The sequence below is a fragment of the Candidatus Synechococcus calcipolaris G9 genome (assembly GCF_029582805.1).
Lineage (GTDB): Bacteria > Cyanobacteriota > Cyanobacteriia > Thermosynechococcales > Thermosynechococcaceae > Synechococcus_F > Synechococcus_F calcipolaris.
On sequence record NZ_JAKKUT010000002.1, the window covers coordinates 1,030,479 to 1,049,541 of the forward strand.

At 48.0% G+C, this 19,063-nt stretch carries 23 protein-coding genes, 3 tRNA genes and 1 pseudogene; 10 read left to right on the top strand and 17 right to left on the bottom strand.

The window, feature by feature from the left end; all coding sequences use genetic code 11:
- Positions 1-44: 44 nt before the first annotated feature.
- The 4 genes from L3556_RS07820 to L3556_RS07835 all read right to left on the bottom strand — a co-directional run bounded on the left by L3556_RS07820 (position 45) and on the right by L3556_RS07835 (position 2,942).
- Positions 45-116 (bottom strand) — tRNA-Cys (locus L3556_RS07820).
- Between the two features lie 129 nt (positions 117-245).
- Entirely contained in the window at positions 246-1,397 is a 1,152-nt protein-coding gene (locus L3556_RS07825) for an NAD(P)/FAD-dependent oxidoreductase (protein ID WP_277866732.1), read from the bottom strand.
- 51 nt (positions 1,398-1,448) lie between these two features.
- Positions 1,449-1,913 (bottom strand): photosystem II protein PsbQ, encoded by a 465-nt coding sequence (psbQ, locus tag L3556_RS07830; RefSeq protein WP_277866733.1) that lies wholly within the window; start codon positions 1,911-1,913, stop codon positions 1,449-1,451.
- A gap of 60 nt (positions 1,914-1,973) precedes the next feature.
- Positions 1,974-2,942 carry an ABC transporter ATP-binding protein gene (locus L3556_RS07835; protein WP_277866734.1) on the bottom strand — a complete coding sequence of 323 codons (969 nt, stop codon included), beginning with the start codon at positions 2,940-2,942 and terminating at the stop codon, positions 1,974-1,976.
- A gap of 143 nt (positions 2,943-3,085) precedes the next feature.
- On the opposite strand from L3556_RS07835, the gene L3556_RS07840 reads away from it, so the two are divergent.
- A tRNA-Val gene (locus L3556_RS07840) sits at positions 3,086-3,158 on the top strand.
- 354 nt (positions 3,159-3,512) lie between these two features.
- Here the strand turns inward: L3556_RS07840 and L3556_RS07845 are convergent.
- Positions 3,513-4,841 carry a hypothetical protein gene (locus L3556_RS07845; protein ID WP_277866735.1) on the bottom strand — a complete coding sequence of 443 codons (1,329 nt, stop codon included), beginning with the start codon at positions 4,839-4,841 and terminating at the stop codon, positions 3,513-3,515.
- Positions 4,842-4,871: 30 nt separating this feature from the next.
- Positions 4,872-5,165 carry a hypothetical protein gene (locus L3556_RS07850; RefSeq protein ID WP_277866736.1) on the bottom strand — a complete coding sequence of 98 codons (294 nt, stop codon included), beginning with the start codon at positions 5,163-5,165 and terminating at the stop codon, positions 4,872-4,874.
- Positions 5,166-5,437: 272 nt separating this feature from the next.
- Between L3556_RS07850 and L3556_RS07855 the strand changes: the two genes are divergently transcribed.
- The gene (locus L3556_RS07855; RefSeq protein ID WP_277866737.1) at positions 5,438-6,310 is read left to right on the top strand and encodes a lecithin retinol acyltransferase family protein; all 873 of its coding nucleotides are present in this window, start codon (positions 5,438-5,440) and stop codon (positions 6,308-6,310) included.
- Position 6,311: 1 nt separating this feature from the next.
- Here the strand turns inward: L3556_RS07855 and L3556_RS07860 are convergent, their stop codons facing one another.
- Both L3556_RS07860 and L3556_RS07865 read right to left on the bottom strand, forming a co-directional pair.
- Positions 6,312-6,590, bottom strand: a complete 279-nt coding sequence (locus tag L3556_RS07860; RefSeq protein ID WP_277866738.1) for a DUF4351 domain-containing protein — start codon at positions 6,588-6,590, stop codon at positions 6,312-6,314.
- 39 nt (positions 6,591-6,629) lie between these two features.
- Complete coding sequence (locus L3556_RS07865; protein WP_277867618.1) at positions 6,630-7,058, bottom strand: DUF4351 domain-containing protein; 429 nt, start codon at positions 7,056-7,058, stop codon at positions 6,630-6,632.
- Between the two features lie 295 nt (positions 7,059-7,353).
- On the opposite strand from L3556_RS07865, the gene L3556_RS07870 reads away from it, so the two are divergent.
- The gene (locus L3556_RS07870; RefSeq protein WP_277867619.1) at positions 7,354-7,635 is read left to right on the top strand and encodes a type II toxin-antitoxin system RelE/ParE family toxin; all 282 of its coding nucleotides are present in this window, start codon (positions 7,354-7,356) and stop codon (positions 7,633-7,635) included.
- Positions 7,635-7,943: a HigA family addiction module antitoxin gene (locus L3556_RS07875; RefSeq protein WP_277866739.1), complete on the top strand. Its 309-nt coding sequence runs from the start codon at positions 7,635-7,637 to the stop codon at positions 7,941-7,943. The genes L3556_RS07870 and L3556_RS07875 overlap by 1 nt, the downstream gene beginning before the upstream one ends.
- 13 nt (positions 7,944-7,956) lie before the next feature.
- On the opposite strand, the gene L3556_RS07880 is transcribed toward L3556_RS07875, so the two are convergent.
- From L3556_RS07880 to L3556_RS07900, 5 genes are all read right to left on the bottom strand, one after another.
- Positions 7,957-8,028: transfer RNA gene (locus tag L3556_RS07880), tRNA-Gly, on the bottom strand.
- A gap of 108 nt (positions 8,029-8,136) precedes the next feature.
- Positions 8,137-8,901, bottom strand: coding sequence for a WecB/TagA/CpsF family glycosyltransferase (locus tag L3556_RS07885; protein WP_277866740.1), 765 nt, complete (start codon positions 8,899-8,901; stop codon positions 8,137-8,139).
- 13 nt (positions 8,902-8,914) lie between these two features.
- Positions 8,915-9,679, bottom strand: a complete 765-nt coding sequence (locus tag L3556_RS07890) for a carbohydrate ABC transporter permease (RefSeq protein ID WP_277867620.1) — start codon at positions 9,677-9,679, stop codon at positions 8,915-8,917.
- A gap of 68 nt (positions 9,680-9,747) precedes the next feature.
- Positions 9,748-9,870 carry a hypothetical protein gene (locus L3556_RS07895; RefSeq protein ID WP_277866741.1) on the bottom strand — a complete coding sequence of 41 codons (123 nt, stop codon included), beginning with the start codon at positions 9,868-9,870 and terminating at the stop codon, positions 9,748-9,750.
- Positions 9,870-10,778 carry an amino acid ABC transporter substrate-binding protein gene (locus L3556_RS07900; protein WP_277866742.1) on the bottom strand — a complete coding sequence of 303 codons (909 nt, stop codon included), beginning with the start codon at positions 10,776-10,778 and terminating at the stop codon, positions 9,870-9,872. The genes L3556_RS07895 and L3556_RS07900 overlap by 1 nt, the downstream gene beginning before the upstream one ends.
- A gap of 258 nt (positions 10,779-11,036) precedes the next feature.
- Here L3556_RS07900 and sppA point away from each other — a divergent pair, with 258 nt between their 5' ends.
- Genes sppA through L3556_RS07915 form a run of 3 tightly spaced genes read left to right on the top strand, consistent with a single transcriptional unit; the run spans position 11,037 to position 12,791 of the window.
- The gene (gene sppA, locus L3556_RS07905) at positions 11,037-11,870 is read left to right on the top strand and encodes a signal peptide peptidase SppA (RefSeq protein WP_277866743.1); all 834 of its coding nucleotides are present in this window, start codon (positions 11,037-11,039) and stop codon (positions 11,868-11,870) included.
- A gap of 25 nt (positions 11,871-11,895) precedes the next feature.
- Entirely contained in the window at positions 11,896-12,300 is a 405-nt protein-coding gene (gene aroH / locus L3556_RS07910; protein ID WP_277866744.1) for a chorismate mutase, read from the top strand.
- A gap of 32 nt (positions 12,301-12,332) precedes the next feature.
- Positions 12,333-12,791 (top strand): CBS domain-containing protein, encoded by a 459-nt coding sequence (locus L3556_RS07915; protein WP_277866745.1) that lies wholly within the window; start codon positions 12,333-12,335, stop codon positions 12,789-12,791.
- A gap of 560 nt (positions 12,792-13,351) precedes the next feature.
- On the opposite strand, the gene L3556_RS07920 is transcribed toward L3556_RS07915, so the two are convergent.
- Positions 13,352-13,765 carry a YybH family protein gene (locus tag L3556_RS07920; protein WP_277866746.1) on the bottom strand — a complete coding sequence of 138 codons (414 nt, stop codon included), beginning with the start codon at positions 13,763-13,765 and terminating at the stop codon, positions 13,352-13,354.
- Positions 13,766-13,922: 157 nt separating this feature from the next.
- Positions 13,923-14,303, bottom strand: a complete 381-nt coding sequence (locus tag L3556_RS07925; protein WP_277866747.1) for a hypothetical protein — start codon at positions 14,301-14,303, stop codon at positions 13,923-13,925.
- 111 nt (positions 14,304-14,414) lie between these two features.
- Here L3556_RS07925 and L3556_RS07930 point away from each other — a divergent pair.
- A pseudogene (locus L3556_RS07930) lies at positions 14,415-14,522 on the top strand (type II toxin-antitoxin system HicB family antitoxin); the annotation flags it as partial.
- Positions 14,523-14,565: 43 nt separating this feature from the next.
- Here the strand turns inward: L3556_RS07930 and lnt are convergent.
- Positions 14,566-16,077, bottom strand: a complete 1,512-nt coding sequence (gene lnt, locus L3556_RS07935; protein WP_277866748.1) for an apolipoprotein N-acyltransferase — start codon at positions 16,075-16,077, stop codon at positions 14,566-14,568.
- A gap of 98 nt (positions 16,078-16,175) precedes the next feature.
- On the opposite strand from lnt, the gene L3556_RS07940 reads away from it, so the two are divergent.
- Together L3556_RS07940 and L3556_RS07945 are read left to right on the top strand one after the other, a co-directional pair.
- Complete coding sequence (locus L3556_RS07940; protein ID WP_277866749.1) at positions 16,176-16,682, top strand: type IV pilin-like G/H family protein; 507 nt, start codon at positions 16,176-16,178, stop codon at positions 16,680-16,682.
- Between the two features lie 174 nt (positions 16,683-16,856).
- The gene (locus tag L3556_RS07945; protein WP_277866750.1) at positions 16,857-17,384 is read left to right on the top strand and encodes a DUF2062 domain-containing protein; all 528 of its coding nucleotides are present in this window, start codon (positions 16,857-16,859) and stop codon (positions 17,382-17,384) included.
- Here the strand turns inward: L3556_RS07945 and hmpF are convergent.
- Positions 17,362-19,041: a pilus motility taxis protein HmpF gene (gene hmpF / locus L3556_RS07950; RefSeq protein ID WP_277866751.1), complete on the bottom strand. Its 1,680-nt coding sequence runs from the start codon at positions 19,039-19,041 to the stop codon at positions 17,362-17,364. The two genes, L3556_RS07945 and hmpF, sit on opposite strands and share 23 nt — an antisense overlap.
- Positions 19,042-19,063: the final 22 nt, after the last annotated feature.

The window sequence follows — 19,063 nt, forward strand, 5'->3', positions numbered from 1 at the left end:
ATGTTAAATCCATATTCAATGAACTGAACAACCCGAAGATTTGAAGGCGGCACCCAGATTCGAACTGGGGGATAAAGGTTTTGCAGACCTCTGCCTTACCACTTGGCTATGCCGCCATATTTATTAATGCAGTCTATCATTATACAATGAGGCAGAGAGCTATAACAATGGTTTTTAACCATCGCCTAGGGGAAACCCATACTCAATTGGCAACGATACGAGCAATTTTTCGAGGTGCCCTTGATTCAAATTTTATTCGAGTTTGCTAAGAGGGCTGTCACAAGAAGATCACAAATCCTTAGGGCGGTGATCGGAGCCAGTAATATACCGTTGCGATAATGACCCGTTGCCCACCAAGCGTTAGTATAGGATGCCACGGCTTGAATAACTGGAGCACCTTGGTTTTGGGGCCGGGGGCGTAGTCCTTGCCAGGTGTAAAGGATTTTGGTTGATTCCAGGCTGGGACATAGGGCGATCGCCTGCTCATATACCTTCCGTAAGCAATCTGGATCTGCCACGGGTTGGCATGGATCTAATAGACCCGAACTCGAATCCGGCTGCGGATCAGGATTAAATTCTAGGGTTGCCCCTACCCAAAATTGGCCAGGATGGATCGGTACAATATGCACGTCTTCCCCCTGAATCACGGGAGATATGGGCCCATGGGGGCGATCGCTCCCTAGACATAGAGCCTGGCCGAGGACGGGCTGTAGGGGGAGGGACTGACCCAGGGTTTGACTGAGGGCCGTTGTTCCCAAACCCGCCGCCAAGACAATGGCATCTATTGGGTACACCTCATTGAGGGTATGGAGATGGGTAATAGTTTGTTCCCGCTGGCTAAAGTGGGTAACGGTTTGGTTGTAGTGAAATTGAGCACCCCGGAGTTGGGCCCCCTCCCGTAATCCTTGGGTGAGGCTCAGGGGATCCACCTGGCGATCGCTCCGGCAGAATATCCCACCCTGGAGGAGAGAACCGGTGCAGGAGGTGGCACCAGCTACCATCGGATAGTGCTGTCCAACCTGGTCTGGGGGTAATAATTCTAGGAAAATACCCTGATCAGCCTGGGCTAAATCCTGCCATTGTTGCCAATCGGCGGCATTAAAACAAAGTTCTAAAATGCCCTGGCGGTTGTAGGGAATCTGCCGTTGGATCAGGGCTTCCAATTCGGGAATGAGCGATTCATAACGTTGGAGGCTGGCCTGCCGTAGACAAAAATTACGCCCCTTGCGCCGCCGACTTAAACCTACTATTAAAATCCCCAGGGCCGCTCCGGTGGCGTGCCATTGATCTGGGGGATTCTGGTCAAAAACAATGACATTGTAATCGGGCTGGGCAGTCAGTTCATAGGCGATCGCCGAACCAACAACCCCGGCCCCAATCACCGCAATAGTCAGCAACGTTTTAACTCAGCAACGTCTAAACTCAATAAAGTTTGGACATCCAGGAGTCTAGGAGGCATCCGCCAAGGGCATGAGTTTTAGGTAGAGTTCAAAATCCTGCTCGGCAGCACTTAATCCTTTCTGAGCAGCAATGGTATTTTTACTGTCAGCGGCCTGGTCAATATCTACAAAATGATCAAAGAGAGATCGGGTTAATTTTGTAGCAATGGGTTGATCCTTGGGTAATAGATTCCGATTTAAGAAACGCATATCCTGAAGCATCGCCCCCAAGGGGCCCCGCATAATCCCTTGAACGTCTTGCCAATCACCCGTGGCAATGTCCTGTTCTAACTCAGCAAAGCGTTGCGCATTGGCCTCAATACCCATCAGATAGTCATCAATTCGAGTCAACTGCTCTGGGGTATAGGTCGGTGGGGGCTGAATTGCCGCTGGGGGGGCACCACAACTTACTAAAACCACGGCAATCAGGCCTAAGACCAATGGAAGCCAATTTTTCAAACGAAAAGCCGTCATAAAATCTGTCCTTACTTGTATCAATCGTTCGCTCCTATTCTGCCATGGTTAACGCTGAACTCAATGGCTAGTGGCAATACCCCGTTGACGCAGTTGCTCTACAAAAAATTCCTCTAGGGACGGTCGGGCTAGCTGGAGTTTCAAAATCTGTCCTCCCATTTCTGCCACCAGGGTTAAAAATCGCTCCGGTGCCATGGTAATGGTTCCTTGCCAGCGATCGCCCTGAATTTCTAAAGGATTGACCCACTGTTGTAAACCATCAATATGACCACCCTTGCCCTGAACATGATAGGCTTCCGTTACTCCCAGTAAATCCATCACCGAACCTTGGCAAATGAGTTCCCCCTGGGCGAGAATAGCCACGCGATCGCAAATGGCCTCCACATCGGAAAGAACATGACTATTAAAGAAAATTGTCTTGCCTTGCTTTCTTAGAGAAACAATAATTTCTCGGATTTGAAAGCGGCCGAGGGGATCCAAGCCCGACATCGGTTCATCTAAAAAGACTAAATCGGGATCATTAATTAAGGCTTGGGCCATGCCTACCCGTTGCAGCATTCCCTTAGAGTAGCGGCGCATTTGTTTTTTGCGAGCATCCTTTTGGGGTAGACCCACCATTTCCAGGAGTAGGGAAATCCGCTGTCGTTGCACAGAGGCAGGAACTTGAAATAACCCGGCCGCAAACTCTAAAAATTCCCAGCCCGTCAAATAATCATAAAAATAGGGATTTTCCGGTAGGTAGCCAATTTTTTGCCGTACCTGGCGATCGCCCAAGGGATAACCAAAGATTCGACCGGAACCCGCCGATGGGGACACCAAACCTAAGAGAGTTTTTAATAGTGTGGTCTTACCTGCACCATTGGGGCCCAACAGACCAAAGGTTTCTCCTTGATGCACCCGAAGGGAGCAGGATTTAAGGGGGGTAATTTTTTGATTTAGCCAAAAGCCAGTGCGATAGGATTTTTGGAGATTTTCGACCTCAAGGACAATGGGATGTTCCTCAGGGATGGGGGATACAGGTTCAGTCACCAGAGAACTCCTTCAACAGTCTTATCAAAAAGTCTACTAAAATTTAAGCGGTAATTTCCCAGAATCGGAGTCGCTGTTTGCACCTCTGGGCGTTCCCCATCCAAGAATCAAGCTGCTATAATGGCTAAGGCTTAAAGGATTTAGGGCGGTTAGCTCAGTTGGTAGAGCGTCTCGTTTACACCGAGGTTGTCGGGGGTTCGAGTCCCTCACCGCCCATAGGATAATAATCTGAGACAGTCTGAGAATGTTCGTGCAGCAAGGGTTTCAGCCTCTATTTTTAGCAAATCGAGCAATTTTCGAGGTGCCCTTTAGAGAGTCTAAGGCAGGCTGCTTTGATTTCTTCTTTTGTAGCATCGGGAGCAAGTTCCAATATTTCAAAGTATTCGTTCATTTTCGGGTATGTTAGGTAACGGTAAATTTCAAATGTTCTAAGTTTTTAAGGCTCTCTTAGGTCTAGGGTCAAAACTGGAAGGACAAAAAACTAAAACTTATACTAGGCAATCATTGCAAGTCTCTTGACACGGAGCCTGATTTAATCCGCCACCATACTTCTAAGAGAGCCACAAAAGACTACGAATACTTATTCTGAAATTGAATGCCATTATCGCCAGGATAGGGGTTTTGATGTAGGTTATATCCTTGCCAAATGTCATCCGGTATTCCTTGCAAGAAAGCCTTGCACGTTCTCTTTACTCCTTCAATATTTTGATCGTTCAAATGATAACAGTTACTACAAACTGGACTAAACCTATAACTCTCTACATCTGAAACGTTGCTGGGTGGAAGTTGAGGTGGCGAATAAATTTGCCGATGACTACCTGTGTATTCCAGCAACAGGGACGAATAATCTCCGTTTGAACCAATTAGGTGATATATATCTCTCAAGAAATCTTGTATTGTCTTTATAACTTTTCGGAAATACTCGATAGATTTGAGAATATTATCCCTTTTTTCAGTGTCACCTTTTTGGGAAATATATTCTTCATTAACTTGATCTTCAAGAGACCGTAGTGATTTCGTTAAGCCCATAACTACAGATTCACCTAAAGCATAAGCAACCTTTTCATCATAAGCTTCTATTTCTCGAATAGTGGCGATGAGTTTCGCTCCATAGAGAACAACCATATCAGGGGACTCTTTAAGCAAATTACCTAAAACTCCACCTGTCACACCTCCCAAAAGTGCGCCACCACCAACTACGACAACAAAGCCCCCAGCCATACCAAAGCCGCCAGCCGCTAATGCACCTCCGCCTAATGCCGCAAGAACCGAGCTAGTTGCAGCAGCACCATAAAGTCCAGCAGGTGCTAAAAGTCCAACAATTGCTGGAATTGCAAGAGGAGCCAACAAAGCAAATAAAATAATTCCTACAAGTACCCAAATAAATATATTCCCATCACTTTTAATTTTCTTGACTGCCTCTTCAAAGTAAGTCTTAATTCGTTGCGGGGAGCCACTTCTTAGTCCAAGATAGAATGCAATACTGCTTATTGCTTTAAGCCAATGATCTTCATCAAACCACCCCCCACGATTGGGCTTTAAGTCTTTATATTTATCTTCATCAGAACTCTTCTTGATTTCCAAAGAAAAGTATGGAGTAAAAACCACTAATTCGGTCAAAATCGTTACTCTATCAATTAATTTTGATTTAGGTTCTAATAGATTCTTAGAAAAATTAAATAATTCCTCGTCTTCCAATAATTCGAGTTTTTTACCTGCGGATTCACTAACGAAACGCTCAATTTCTACCTTCCACTTGCGTAACCACTCTCTCTTAAGCAATCGAGTATCTTGAGCTTCTTCCCTGTCAACATCTTTTTTAGTTAAGTAATACTGAAAGCTTGACATGACCAAATATTCTGGCCACTGCAATTTGAATAAGTCTTCATGCTGACTCATGTTCGTACCCCAAAATTTTTGTGATTATGTCTAAATTGACAACATAGATAAAGATTGAAAAGCCTCCAGCATTGCCGATTCCCCACCCCAAGCCTGACGAACATCATCAGGGTCAAGAATCCGACAGTTGCCAAATACATTATTTCGTTGCAACCGCCAGCCGCCCACATTCGCAATGTTCGTCCAAAATATATGACCCCCCATTGTTGGCATCGGAATATTGGGTAACTCGCCTAACTGTTCTAACAATCGTCCAATGGCCTGGGGGTCATCTGCTAACCGAGTTAAGACTTGAATCGCTAATATTTCAGGGATTCGGTACATAATCTATGCCACCTATAAATATGGAATAATGCACTACCCCCCCCCTATCCTAGCCAGCAAATCCCAGAAAGGAGTATCGAATTAAACAAAAATCCTTAATGTGACAAAAATGTATAAAACTGTAAAACTTTTTCTTGTTTATTCATATTCGCTTACAAAAAAGAACCTGCTCTGATTCTCTTGTCAAGATGGGACAATTCAGTAATCCCCCGGTATGAGAATCTTGCAAATCGGGGAAGACTAAAGCAATACCTATTGAGGTTCATACAACGATGTCTAGCTTCACCCCCAAAGTTGGCGACCATATTTACTACGGATGTGGAACACACGCCCATCACGGCATCTACTGCGGCGACTTTATGTATAAGGAACGAACATTCAAAGATGTTGTTATTCATTGCGAAGGCAAAGCAAAAGGCGGACGGATCAAAGGATTAAGCTATACCAAATTTGCAGCGGGCCATGATGTCAAATTAGTTAAGTACGCCCCAGGAGCCTGTTTTGACACCGAAACCGTTGTTAAGCGAGCCATCAGTCGTCTGGGTGAATATGGCTATGACCTCCTGGATAACAACTGTGAACACTTTGCGACTTGGTGCAAAACGGGCAAACATAAAAGCGAACAAGTAGAACACGGGGTTGCAGTTGGGGCTGGTGCGCCATTAGCTGGAGCCGCTGTTGCTGGTAGTTTGGGAGTTGTCAGTGGGGTTGGAGCCGCTGCCGGACTGAGTGGGGCTGGAATTATGTCAGGACTCGCTACCGTTGGTGGTGTAGTTGGTGGTGGAGCCGTTGCTGGTGTTGGTGCATTGGGAGCCTTACCAGCTTTAGCGACAACAGGAATGATGTACAACGTCCTTAACGATGATGAAAGCTTACCCCAAGATGAGCGAGATGCTAGAAGTGCGGGAAGGGTTGCAACAACGGCTGGTGCGGTAGGAGGTAGTGCATTAGCTTTAGGTGCAATTGCTGGTGCTGGAACTGCTGGAGTTAGTGCAGCCGGAATTACCAGTGGTTTGGCTGCGATTGGTGGCACTGTTGGAGGAGGTATGGCGGCTGGTGTTGGTCTTACGGTTGCGGCTCCGGCTGTTGCTGCTGCTGCATTGGGTTTTGGCGTTTACAAGGCCTGGCAATGGTTAAGCGAGTAACTCATCCCTCTGCCCGCCGTACCCTATCCCAGGAGCTTAGTCTGTTGGGAAATAACCCTGACCAGGCCTGTAGTTCTTCAACATCTTCAAAGTTAAGTAGTGCTTTACCAAGCAAATCTAACTGCTCAGAAGATAGAGATTTAATTTGAGACTCAAGCGAAAAATCAATACTTCCCATTTTATAGCGAAGTTGACAGATAATCATTTGCGATTCGCCTTCTCTAAAAACATCGTGGTAAAACCTTGTGTGGCTGAGGTCTTCTGCTTGTAGTCCAAGCATTTTGCAAAACTGCTTACAAAAATCGAAGAGATTTTACTGCTAACTTACTCTGGCTAACCAGGCCTGTAGTTCTGAAACATCTTCAAAGTGTACTATTGCTTTACCTAAGGCTTGAAGCTCCTCAGATGATAATGCGGAAACTTGGTCTTCTAATTTAGGGGATAAGCTGCCAAACTTCTCAACCAAAAAATTCACCACAGAAAGAGTAATTCCCTGTTTAAGCACATCTTGATAAAACCTGGTGTGGCTGAGATCTTCTGCTTGTAGTCCGAGCATTTTACGAATTCCCTCCAAATTTAGATCAGGAAACTTATTGCCTAATATAGCTTCAATCAAACCTAGCCATTGGGTAAAATCAGGGGTGCTGGCTACAGATTGGACGAGTTTTTGAGCGGCTTCGGCGGTTTGGGAGGCTTCGATGACAATTAGCTGGAGTAACGCCAGGCCTGGGGATAAATCTGTTGCTATAAATCTGAAACCAAAAACACAAGCCTTCTAGCCGATTTTGGTAGGGCTATTTTCAGTATCTTGTCGAATAAAATTTTTGCCCCGCTCCCATTCGGCTTGACTCAGAAAGTTCCGTAACTTCATAATCTGCTCTCGGGCACTATCTTTTGGTTTGGTTTGAGTATTTGTATTCAGCCCCAAAAGCTTAGTCCGTTGGGAAATAACCCTGACCAAGCCTGTTCGGATAGACAGCACAACCTCAATACCTAGTGCTAGGGTTGACGATACTAACGCCCTGCGATAGTATGAGCTTGTAATCTTAAGTTTCAAATGTAACGAGACAAAGAAAGTCTTTGAGGGGTTTAAGTCTCGCCAGTTCCCTCCAGACATCCAGAATGTCGCCAGTCGAAAGCTCTTGATGATTCATGCTGCCGTTTCTATTGCAGACCTTAGAGTACCGCCAGGAAATCGGTTAGAAAAGCTAGTTGGTAATCGTGAAGGTCAGTACAGCATCCGTATTAACAATCAATGGAGGATTTGCTTCAACTGGACGGATGAAGGCAATGCTACTCAAGTTGAAATCGTGGACTATCACTAATGACAAAAGAACGCCTAGATAGGATTCACCCTGGCGAGATTCTAAAGTTAGAGTTTTTAGAACCTCTAGGAATTACCCCATACAAGCTAAGTAAAGACATACAGGTATCACAGACCCGGATCAGTGAAATCCTCAAGGGAAAACGCTCTATTACGGCGGATACGGCGTTACGTCTGTCCCGTTACTTTGGCACAAGCCCTGAGTTTTGGGTAAACCTACAGGCACATTATGACCTGACTCAAGCCCATGAGGACAATGCTGAAATCTATGAAAAGATTCGAGTAGCTCAATTTCCCGATGTAGCTTAATCCTTAAGCAGTAAGCGGACGATGGGACTCGAACCCACGACGTTCAGCTTGGGAAGCTGACATTCTACCACTGAATTACGTCCGCACAGCTACTCAAAATCCTATCACGGAACTGGGGAGATGGGACTGGACTAAGAGAAAGCCATTCCCGCTCCCACCTTTTTGATTTTGGTGCTGATTTCTTTCAGGGGGGTTATTCTTCATTCACTTTGCGACGGGTGCAGGTCGCATGTAACCATTGCCCAGCAAATAGGATCAAAAAAAGGGGGTTATTAATCAGATAACGCCCAGCGAGGCGGCGGGGTTCCTGACTCAAGCGAAAGAGCCATTCCAAGCCCAGGGCCATCATCCAGCGGGGGGCTTGGCGAACGTGGCCACTATGAAAATTAAAGGCGGCTCCTACCCCCAACATGATCCCGTTGATCCGTTGCCGTTGCTGGTACATCCATTCTTCCTGTTTTGGACACCCCAAGCTCACAAAAATAATTTTGGCTCCAGAGGCACGAATGCGATCGCCATCGGCTTGGTATTCTTCAGGACTGAGGGGGCGAAAGGGGGGACAATGGCTACCGGCGATCGCTAAGTTAGGATAGTGGTTCAGGAGATTGATCGTCAGTTGCTCCATCACCCTGGGTTCACTGCCATATAGATAGATGGGCCACCCCCACTCCGTCACCTTGGCACAGAGAGCTAACATCAAATCCGGGCCATAGACCCGAACACTTTTTTCGTACCCCAATAGGCGTAGTCCCCAGACCAAGGGCATACCATCCGCCGTGACCAGTTTGGCTTCATTAACCATGGTTTGAAATCTAGGCTGCCACACCCCCGTCATCACCACATGGACATTGGCCGGAATCACATAGCCCGATTCCCCTGACTCAATCCAGGTTTTAATGCGATCGCAGGCCTGATCATAGGTCGTCAGATCAATGCGCGTACCTAAAATCTGGGGCATGTATTGTCTCCCCTCAACCCTTGACACCACTGCCAATTTCTGAGGGAATAATATATCGCTGTAGGGCTAAGAAGACGAGTAAAACCGGCACAATGGAAATCACCGATCCAGCGGCAATTAACCGCCAATCTAAGGAAAACATCCCGGCAAGGGTGGCCACGCCAATGGGAAGGGTATAGAGTTCCGGGCGATCCAGGACAATCAGGGGCCAGAGGAAATCACTCCAGGCACCAATAAAGACAAAAATAGCTAGGGTAACTAGGGCTGGACGCACCGCCGGCAACATCACACACCACCAAATCCCCAGTTCTGAACAGCCATCCAAGCGGGCCGCTTCCTCTAGTTCCTTGGGCACGCCTAAAAATGCTTGACGCAGTAGGAAAATGCCAAAGGCTGATGCGATCGCTGGAAAAATGACCCCAACATAGGTATTTCGCAGGCCCAACTGCACCGTCAAAATATAGAGGGGAATCATGACAATCTGAAAGGGAATCATAATTGTGGCCAGGATCAGGGCAAAAAGACTATCCCGACCGACAAAATTGAGCCGCGCTAAGGGATAGGCCGCCAAAGAGGAGGTGAGTAAATTGAGGGCCACCGTGAGGCTGGCCACCAGTGTACTATTCCAGAGGTATTGGCCAAAGGGATGGGTCTGCCAAACCGTCTGAAAATTGGCCCAGGTTGGCTCTTGGGGCAGCCACTGGGGCGGAAAGGCAAAAATATTTTCATTGGGGGACTTAAACGCCGTACTCACTAACCAGATCAGGGGTAAAAGCATTCCCAGGGCGATCGCCAGCAGGAAGCCATAGGTGAGACCCGTCCGCAGATAACGCCCCAGAGTTGGATTCACCGCTTTGTCCAGAGATTGGTAAACATCATCAAAAAGCCACCAATCACAATGGCGATCGCCAAGAGTCCAGCAATGAGGTCTAAATTGCCACTATCCAAGGTCAAAAGAACCATGACCATTAACGGGGGGCCCGTTCAAACCCATTGAGAATGCCCTTATAGAAGTCAATATTCAAGGCCTTGGGATAATTAATCACCCCATTGGCCCCAAACCAGCGATCGTACAATCCATTGGCCGTTGGATCATTGGCAACCACCGCTTCCATGTGGGACAAAAGGGCCATATTCACCATATCTCGCCATAGGGATTGATTTTGTGGCACCATGCAGGCGTAGGCTTCCGCTTGAATGGGCCCGTCCGGTACAATTTTCATCTGGGTTGCCCCCGGATTGGTTTTGAGAACGCCCTGGAGCAGGGCCCCATCACTGGCAAAGGCATCAATCTCTCCGGCCTGTAACTTGGCGATGCCATCGGCGCGATCGCTGACGTAGACGACCGTTACTTCCGGGCGAATATTCCGCACTGCCCCTTCATTGGTCGTGCCCTGGATCACCCCCACCGTTTTGTCCCCTAGGGTAGCCGGCCCTTTAATGGCACTATTGGCAGGCACCAATAACTGGGTTCCGGTCAGGAAAAAGGGCACCGTAAAATCAACGTATCGCTCCCGCGCCCAGGTACTCGATGTGGCACCACACTCAATGTCAATCTGGCCCTCTTGCACCATGGGAATGCGGGTGCTCACATCCACGGGCTTGATTTCCAGCTTGACGGGCTTCCCTAGCTCCCGCTCTGCCCTGGCCCGAATTAGCTCTAGGATATCCACGGAATAGCCCACAAATTCGCCGTCCTTTACATAACCAAAGGGAACCGCATCCTGGCGAGTACCCGCGGTCAAGACCCCGGTACGCCCAATTTTTTCCAAAATCGTCTCGGCCCACGCCGCCATGGGCATGGATAGGGCCAGCAGAGCCAAAACACCGGACACTGTGTAGCGACGGAAACGGGGAGAATTCAATAGAAGGCGCATAGGCAAAACATCAGGGGGGTGGAAGGAGTAAAACAACTTAAAGCAAGTAAAAAAACAAGTAAAACACTTTTATTATCATGCCCAAGGGCACTCCCCTTACAGAGTATCAGAATTTTTCTCGGGGTTCGGGCGATCGCCCCTAGTTTTTCCAGTCCTTCTTCGAGGTGGGGGAATAAATATCACCAAGGTCTAGGGATGGCTGTACCTGCTACAGTAGAAGACTAACGCCCCTTCCGTATGTCCGAAAGTTTTGATCCTATGCCTTGGCCCTTTTCCCGCTCTGCTCAAAAACAAATTGCCCGCATTGAAATCACCGGGGCGATCGCCAGTGGCACCCGAAAGCGTGTCCTCAAAGCTCTAAAAACCGTTGAAGAACGGGGATTTCCTGCCCTTCTCCTCCGCATTGACAGCCCTGGGGGGACGGTGGGAGATTCCCAAGAAATTTATGAAGCCCTGAAGCGACTACGGCAAAAGGTCAAGGTCGTGGCTAGTTTTGGCAATATTTCTGCCTCCGGTGGGGTCTACATTGGCGTTGGTGCCGATCACATCATGGCCAATCCGGGAACCATTACCGGCAGTATTGGCGTGATCCTGCGGGGGAACAATCTCCAGCGACTACTGGATAAAATTGGGATTTCCTTCAAAGTGATTAAGTCGGGCCCTTACAAGGATATTCTCGCCTTTGACCGGGAACTGACGGACGCAGAAACAACCATCTTGCAAGAGTTAATTGATACTAGCTATCACCAATTTGTCCAAACCGTGGCGGAGGGCCGCAAGCTGGACGAAGAAACGGTACGCAGTTTTGCCGATGGCCGCGTCTTTACCGGCCAACAGGCCCTCGCCCTTGGCCTGGTGGATCGTCTCGGAACCGAAGAAGATGCGCGGCGGTGGCTGGCGGAGTTAGTGGATTTAGACCCAGAGAAAGTCAAAACCTGCCCCATTGAACAAAAAAAATCGCCCCTGATGCGTTTACTACCCGGCCAAGAGACGCAGGAAGAGCGATGGATGGGCCCTTGGCGATCGCAGTTGGACTGGCTAGAGTTTGAAATAGCCACCAGTGGTCTTCCCCTTTGGCTCTATCGCCCGTAACCTTGGTAAAGTAGGCAGGTGATTCATGGAGGATGGAAACGTGGGCTGGCGAGTCCGGGCAATTCGAGGGGCAACCACCGCCACCGAAAATTCAATTCCTGCGATTCGGGATGCGGTTATAGAACTGCTTCGGGAAATTGAGACCCGGAATAACCTGGATTTGACGGAGGTGATTAGTGTTACATTCTCTGTCACCAAGGACTTGGATCAAATTTTTCCAGCGGCGATCGCCCGGGAATGTGAAGGATGGCAGCAGGTTCCCCTCCTAGATGTCCAGCAGATGCACGTTGAGGGCGGCCTACCCCGCTGTATTCGTTGCCTCATCTATATGAATACTCCCCATCCCCATCACCGGATTTACCATGCCTATCTCCGCCATGCCCAAGGATTGCGCCCGGATCTGTCCCTCACCAATGCCCTATCCTCCTAACTTTATTCTCTTAACCTTACTTTAACTGCACTATGACTACTGCCCTCGTTCAAGACTACATGACTCCTCAACCCATTACGGTTCAGGAAGATGCGGCGATCGCCGATGCCATCAAACTCATGGAAGATCATCAAATTCGCGGCTTACCCGTCCTAGATCATCAAAATACCCTCGTGGGTTTGGTATCAGAGGCGGATCTCATCGTCCGTCAGGCCCCCCTAGAGCCACCGCTTTACCTCACCTTTCTGGGCAGTGTGATTTACTTTGAATCCCCTGAGTCTTTCCACCACCACCTCAAGAAAACCCTGGGCCAGCAGGTAAAAGATGTCATGAGCGATCGCCCCTTTACAATTAAAGCCACTGCTCCCATTTCCGAAGCCGCCCAATTAATTGTCAAGCACCACATCAGCCGTTTACCCGTTTTGGATGGGGAAAACAACCTCGTCGGTATTATTACCCGCCATGATCTGATGCGGGCCCTCCATCCCTAGATCAATCACCCAGTTGAGGGTTTGATCCACTAAGGTACGGAAGGGATTCGTGGGCTGGCTGGTTGGATTGTCAATCATTGAAAACTTTTGGGTCCGATATACTGTCCACTTTTTTCACTCAGGGTCAGAATTGAGCCCCAACCCAATCTCTAAAAAACCGCATAGTATCCCAAGAGTCAGTGTCTTCAGGATTGTAGAACTTTGCCTCGACCTTTTTAAGAATGAAACTTGAGGGTAGATCACGGACTGGATCGCTGAGACATCGCAGTAACAAATTCCGTCTTCCTCTCTTACTCAGGCGTTCAATCTCGTTGATGTGAATTTGACTACCTAATGTAGTCGATAGAACTTGCTCAGCAGCAGTGAGAAAAGGATCAAAGGCTTTTTTGTCCCTCCATCCAAAGAGATGGCTCATTAAATTCCATGTTGACATGATATTTACCTAACTAGGCTGGCAGTCCAACGGTGCCCATCACCCGCCGCAGATAACCTTTGCATCATAACCGATCACCTTCGGCGGTCGGTGTGCATAGGCGTTGTTATGCGTGGATGCCTTAGTATTAGCTACCAGATTGCTGAATCGGTTTAGATATATGCTGATGCACAATCTTCCACGCTTCGTCTATTTTCTTAAGACAGAAGGTAGCCCGAACCAAATCTTGAAACGTATGTCCGTCAGGCATTTTACCGCCACAACGAATAAAGCAATGTGCAAATGCAAGATCGGTACTGACTGTTACAGACAGATTCTCCAGTTCAAACTGACCATCACCCTGAGTTTCAGGCTGCCAACTATCCCAACTTTGGCGATAAGACTCAGCACTTTCATATTTCATCGGTGATAGCACGTCAAAGATTACAAGATCAGGTACATGATTTTTGAGAATCTCGTCCTTGCGGTTTTGCCGTGTTGCCTTTGCCCAGTTTTCGAGAACTGCGTGAACCTGAATCTGTAACGCATTCATTTCACTCATCACTGTTCTCCTTTTTAGTAAGTAGCTGGGTTCAATTAACCTAAACATGCTGACAGGGAAAAAGGCGATAATCTCCTTCCCTGGAGGCTACACTGCGATTCCCTTGTCTTACAAGTAATTGCGCCTACCTACTTATTTAATTGTGCCTAGCTACTTACTACTTGTACTTTATCTTTAGCTTCATTGTACCTGAAGCACCCACAATAAACTCAATTGGAACACCATCAACATCTGAAGCTAGACCAACACCAGCTTTCTGAGACATTGTAATCTCTATTTCGTCTGCACCATTTTCTTTTCCTGCTCGAATAATGTCGATAGCTGCTTTCCTTTGTTCTGCAATCTCTTTTTCGTTAGCACCCGATGTCAGAGAGGAAATACCGTCAAATAAGGCTTTGCCAATCCAATAAGGGACGGGAAATATAATCTGGGTTATTGCAAGCGCAGCCTTGCGACCTTCTTCTGTAGTGAGATCGAATTTTTGGCTAGAATCACTCATTGATGTTTTGTCACTATCAAAATGATGAGGCTTCGGCATAACTATTGATTAGACAGCGATTAGCAGCCTAGCTAATTTAGTAATGAAAAACCAGAACTCTCTATTCACAACGATAAAACGCACCCTAGCACATGAATATACAGGTGTCAAAAATTGCTGTATACCCAGGGGGAAATCATTGACGAACTCATGCAGAATATCCGTGAAGTAATCGAATTATGTCTTCAAGAGATCGAAGACGAATCAACCAAATTGTGATACTCCCCGAAAACTTCACTGGGGTAGATATAGGGGAATCGACCTAGGGGCTATATCGCCAAGCTAGGGCTGTGGTTATGATGAGGACGACTATGAACCAATCTCCCCACCGCACATACAGCGTTTGACTCCGGCGCGGATAAATCGTTGATAGGTGAATTTCAAATACCTGAATCTGCGATCGCCAACGGGTCTGGCCCTGGGGACTAATGACCGCAGATAGCCCCGTATTAGTTGCCCGCACTAACCAGCGATCGCTTTCAATGGCACGCATCACATCCTGAGCATGGTGTTGAGCCATCAGAGGATAGGTATAGGGATCATTATTAGCCAAGCTTAAAATCCACTCTCCCCCCAAGGCCGCCTGATCCCGAAAACGATAGGAAAACGCTGATTCAAAACAAATACCGACAATGGCGGGCCCCAAAGGCGTTTGAAAGAGTTGATCCGCTGCCCCAGCACTCAAATTAGCACTTAGGGGTGAGAGTCGCTGCACCAATCCCCCTAACCCTTCAGGAATATACTCTCCCAGGGGAACTAGCTTCACTTTTTTATAGACGCTATATACCTGACCATCGCCATCTAGGGTAATTAAGCTTTGATAAACATGATCGTTTCGCTCAATAAATGTACCCAGCCAAAGAGGAACTCCCTCAAGGGCGATCGCCCGGGTGAGAGGATTCACCTGATCGGGTTGCCAGCGAATGGGGAGAGCCGCTTCTGGGGTTAATACTGCATCGGCTCCCTGCTCCACTAATTGTTTGTAGCCTTGGCCATAGTGATCCCAGGCTTGACGAATACCGGCGGCAGTGAGTTTCACTCGGGTGGGAATATTTCCCTGGATCAGACCAATGTTGAGGCGGGGAGCAACATCGACTGGGCTACTAGCCATGAGTATCCCCCCCAATCCATGGGCAGCAATAATGAGAAGTAGGGGTGGTATCCACAGGAATCGGGGTAGGGTACGGGAGCGCAGATAGACGATCGCCATTTCTGCAATGAATCCATTGATTGCCACCACCACCACAGTTACGAGGGTCGGCCCCGACAGTTGCCCCAGATGAAGTAGCCAGAGATTTCCAGGACTTTGGGTGAGGGAGAAAGAAAGCCACCAGAGGGGAGAATGACTGCAAATGGCCTCTAGTACCCCCCAGATCGTCACCCCCCCTAATATTCGTAATCCCATGGGAGCGGCTTTACCCCAGAGTGCAAACAACAGGGCCCAGGTTCCACTAAAAACGCCCCCCAATATACAGAGAAATAGCCATACCCCTAGGGCGATCGCCACAGAATTGGCTTCGGGAACCCCCATCCACATGAGCGGATGAAGATCTAAAATCCAGTTGAGACTTGTGCTATAAAAGCCAACGCCCCACAAAAATCCAGCGAAGGAGATGATCCACCAGTCCGGCGATCGCGGTTGGCAAATGTACATCCAGAGAGGCACAAGGGCAACCCAACCCAACCCCCAGATAGATGCGGGCGGAAAGGCCAGGGATGCAATCATTCCCCACAGAAAGAGTAGGGCTAAAACGAGAACGGGGAAACGGGACAAGGTGAAGCTCTCATTGATGCATTATTGGGCACACTTAACCTACAGTGTTAGCTAATAATCTGTTAGCTAAAATTAGGACATAAATTGGGGGCATTATCATGATCCAAGTCATGGAGATCAAACGGTTTGCCTATACCATGGCAGGATTAGGAGCCTTAACCGTGATCTTGGGGAGTTGTACCCAAGCCCGACAAACCGGCACAGACATTGGTACAGCGATTATTCAACCCCAAAACCAGGCAAAGGAAGCTGAAGCTCAAATCAGCCTGCGGGCAATGTTGCGGGGACAACAGGCCTATTTTATGGAAAATGGTCGATTTACGGAATCCTTAGGGGACTTAGGTTTAGGCCTACCCCAAGAAACAGGAACCTATCACTACGAAATTTCCCTGAAGAGTCCTCCAGGCAATGATCAACTTGTGATTGTGCGGGCGATCGCCCAGGATAAAACCCTCAGAAATCATACCGCAGCCCTAGGGATGGGCACAGGGGGCAATATGACGGAGGTAATATGCCAATGCAAGCAGCCCGGTGAATCCATCTGGGATCCCAAGCTAATGAATGGGCAACTTCAATGTGGGACAGATAGTGAACCGATTATATAGTGAACGTATTTTTTGATGAATTTGGGACTGAACCCAATAGCAAAAATGACTACAGCACTGTTGGGAGTGTATATGGGCAATACATGAGAGGGGCGATCGCCGGTTTTTTGATCAAGATTAAGTTTTTTTGCTTATCATTAATAATAGCAAATGCTCCTTACTGGCACGTTCTCTATGCTGAGTGGCTTTTCTAATCATTCCCTACCCTGGATGGTGCGATTTCAGCGAATTTGGCGTTACTACTACTTAAGTTTTTTGCGATCCCAAAGCAGTAGCCATGAATTAGCACGGGGTATGGCGATGGGAGTATTTGCCGGAATGCTCCCCCTCTTTGGTCTTCAGATTATCATTGCCATGGCCCTGGCCTTTGTGGTGCGGGGCAATAAACCCATGGCAGCCCTAACAACCTGGGTCAGTAATCCCCTGACCTATGCTCCCATCTATTGGTTTAATTTTCAGGTGGGATGGTGGATCGTGGGTAAACCTGCTCTCGATATTCACACCGTTGACTCTTGGCGAGATGCCTTAACCCAGGGGGGACTGGCGGCCTCTATTCTCATGCTCGGCAGTCTCTGGATGGCAGTCATCCTGTCAGCCCTAACCTACGGGATTGGCCTACGCCTTATTCCCTACTTAAAACAGCGGCTTAAGGTTCGTCGTCGCTCTAAACAGAGCCAAATCAGGGATTGGCTAAAGAGGTAACCATTTGTTTTAGCTCAGAAATCAGGGATTGGGGGCCACCATTCAATTGCCCCGAATTTAACCCCTCCAAGTGCTGGCGAACTTGATCCACCTTATCTTGAACAGGCTGCAAGAATTCCTGCAAGACAGCGACCCGGCCCCTTTGCTCCTTCAGGTTAAACTGCTCTAACTCCAAACGTTCCTGCCAATCTTTTAAGCCTTGTTCTCGCTGGTTTAGCTCTTGGTCTTGGCCGTCGAGACTCTCACGCAGCGTGGATATTTCCTGTTCCAATTGCTGAATTTCTGCATCTAACCCTTGAAGAGTCTGACCTAGGCTGGCCCGCTGAGTTTCCATTTGTCCTAAAACGGGAATGAGGCTAATACTTTGCTGGGAAGATGGATCACGACGAGCTTGCAATACTTGCTCATGAAGGTCATAACTGGCCTGTTTTTCCTTCAGCCGTTGCCGCTGCCCCTCTAAGGTTTCATTCAGGAGGTTAAAGTTTTGCCGCTCTGATTCGAGTTCCGCTGAGAGTTCTAATCGCTCAAACTCGCTGACTTGATTCATTTTGTCTTGAAGTTCCTGCACCGCTTGCTGCTGCATGGTGAGTTCTTCTTCTTGATCATTGACGAAGGAGGACATCCGTTGCAGTTCTTTTTGAACAGATGCGACTAGGCCCTCTAGTTCTGCCATGGGCATTTGTTGCAGGGCTTGGATATCAACTTCATCGGTAATACTACCGGCGATCGCCTCCCGTAATTGTTGAATGATCGTGTCCTGCTGTTGCAGTTGCGATCGCAGTTGCTCCGCCTGCCCCGTTTTCCAAGTCAATAACTCATGCTGAACCCGTAGATTTTGCCGAGATTCTGCTAGGCTCCCATAACGTTGCTGCCACTCTTGCCGCTGTTGACTTAGTTCCCCAATCTGGCGATCGATGTCGCCTTGTTTCTCCTCTAAGGCTTGATTTTGTTGCTCCAATTGCTGCCAATAGTGACTTAGAACCCCCTGCTGTTGCTGAAGGGTATCTAAACAGGCCGAGACTTGACCGTTGCCATTGAGACTTTCCCCTAATTTTTGGAGAATGCCATCCACTTGCTGGAGTTGCTCACTGTTGAGGCCGGCTCCACCCCCCTCCCGTTTAATTTTTTCCCATCTCTCCTGTTCTTGGTGGAGAGTATGGCGCATATTTTCCACTTCTTGGCGATCGCGCTGGATATGCTCCTGTTGTTCCGCGTACTCGCCTCTGAGCTTATTCAGTTCGGCCAGTTGCTGATCGTAATTGGCAATTTGTTCTTCAATCTCTTGGAGTTCATCCCGCCGGGCATCAAACTCTGCTTCCCGCTGGTTCAGGGCCTCCGCCTGGTACATCAGGGATTGCTTCCAGCCCTCAATTTCTTCTTCCTGACTACGGGTTTTCTCCCGCATCCGCGTAAAACTTTGCAAAATACCGACAATGCGATTAGCACCGCTATCAATGTGCTGAATATTGCGATTGGCGGCAAGCTCAATAAAAACTAAGACCCCATTGCCATAGTCATTACTGACATCATAGGAAATCAGTTCTTCACTGTTGGGAACTGGATGCCAGTATCCCGCCTGCTCCCGCATGAGCAGTTTTAACTGGGTCTTGGCTCCCATAAAACCAGTTGTCTTGATCACTTCTGCTAGATACTGCACAGCGTTTGCCCTCGTGACCAAT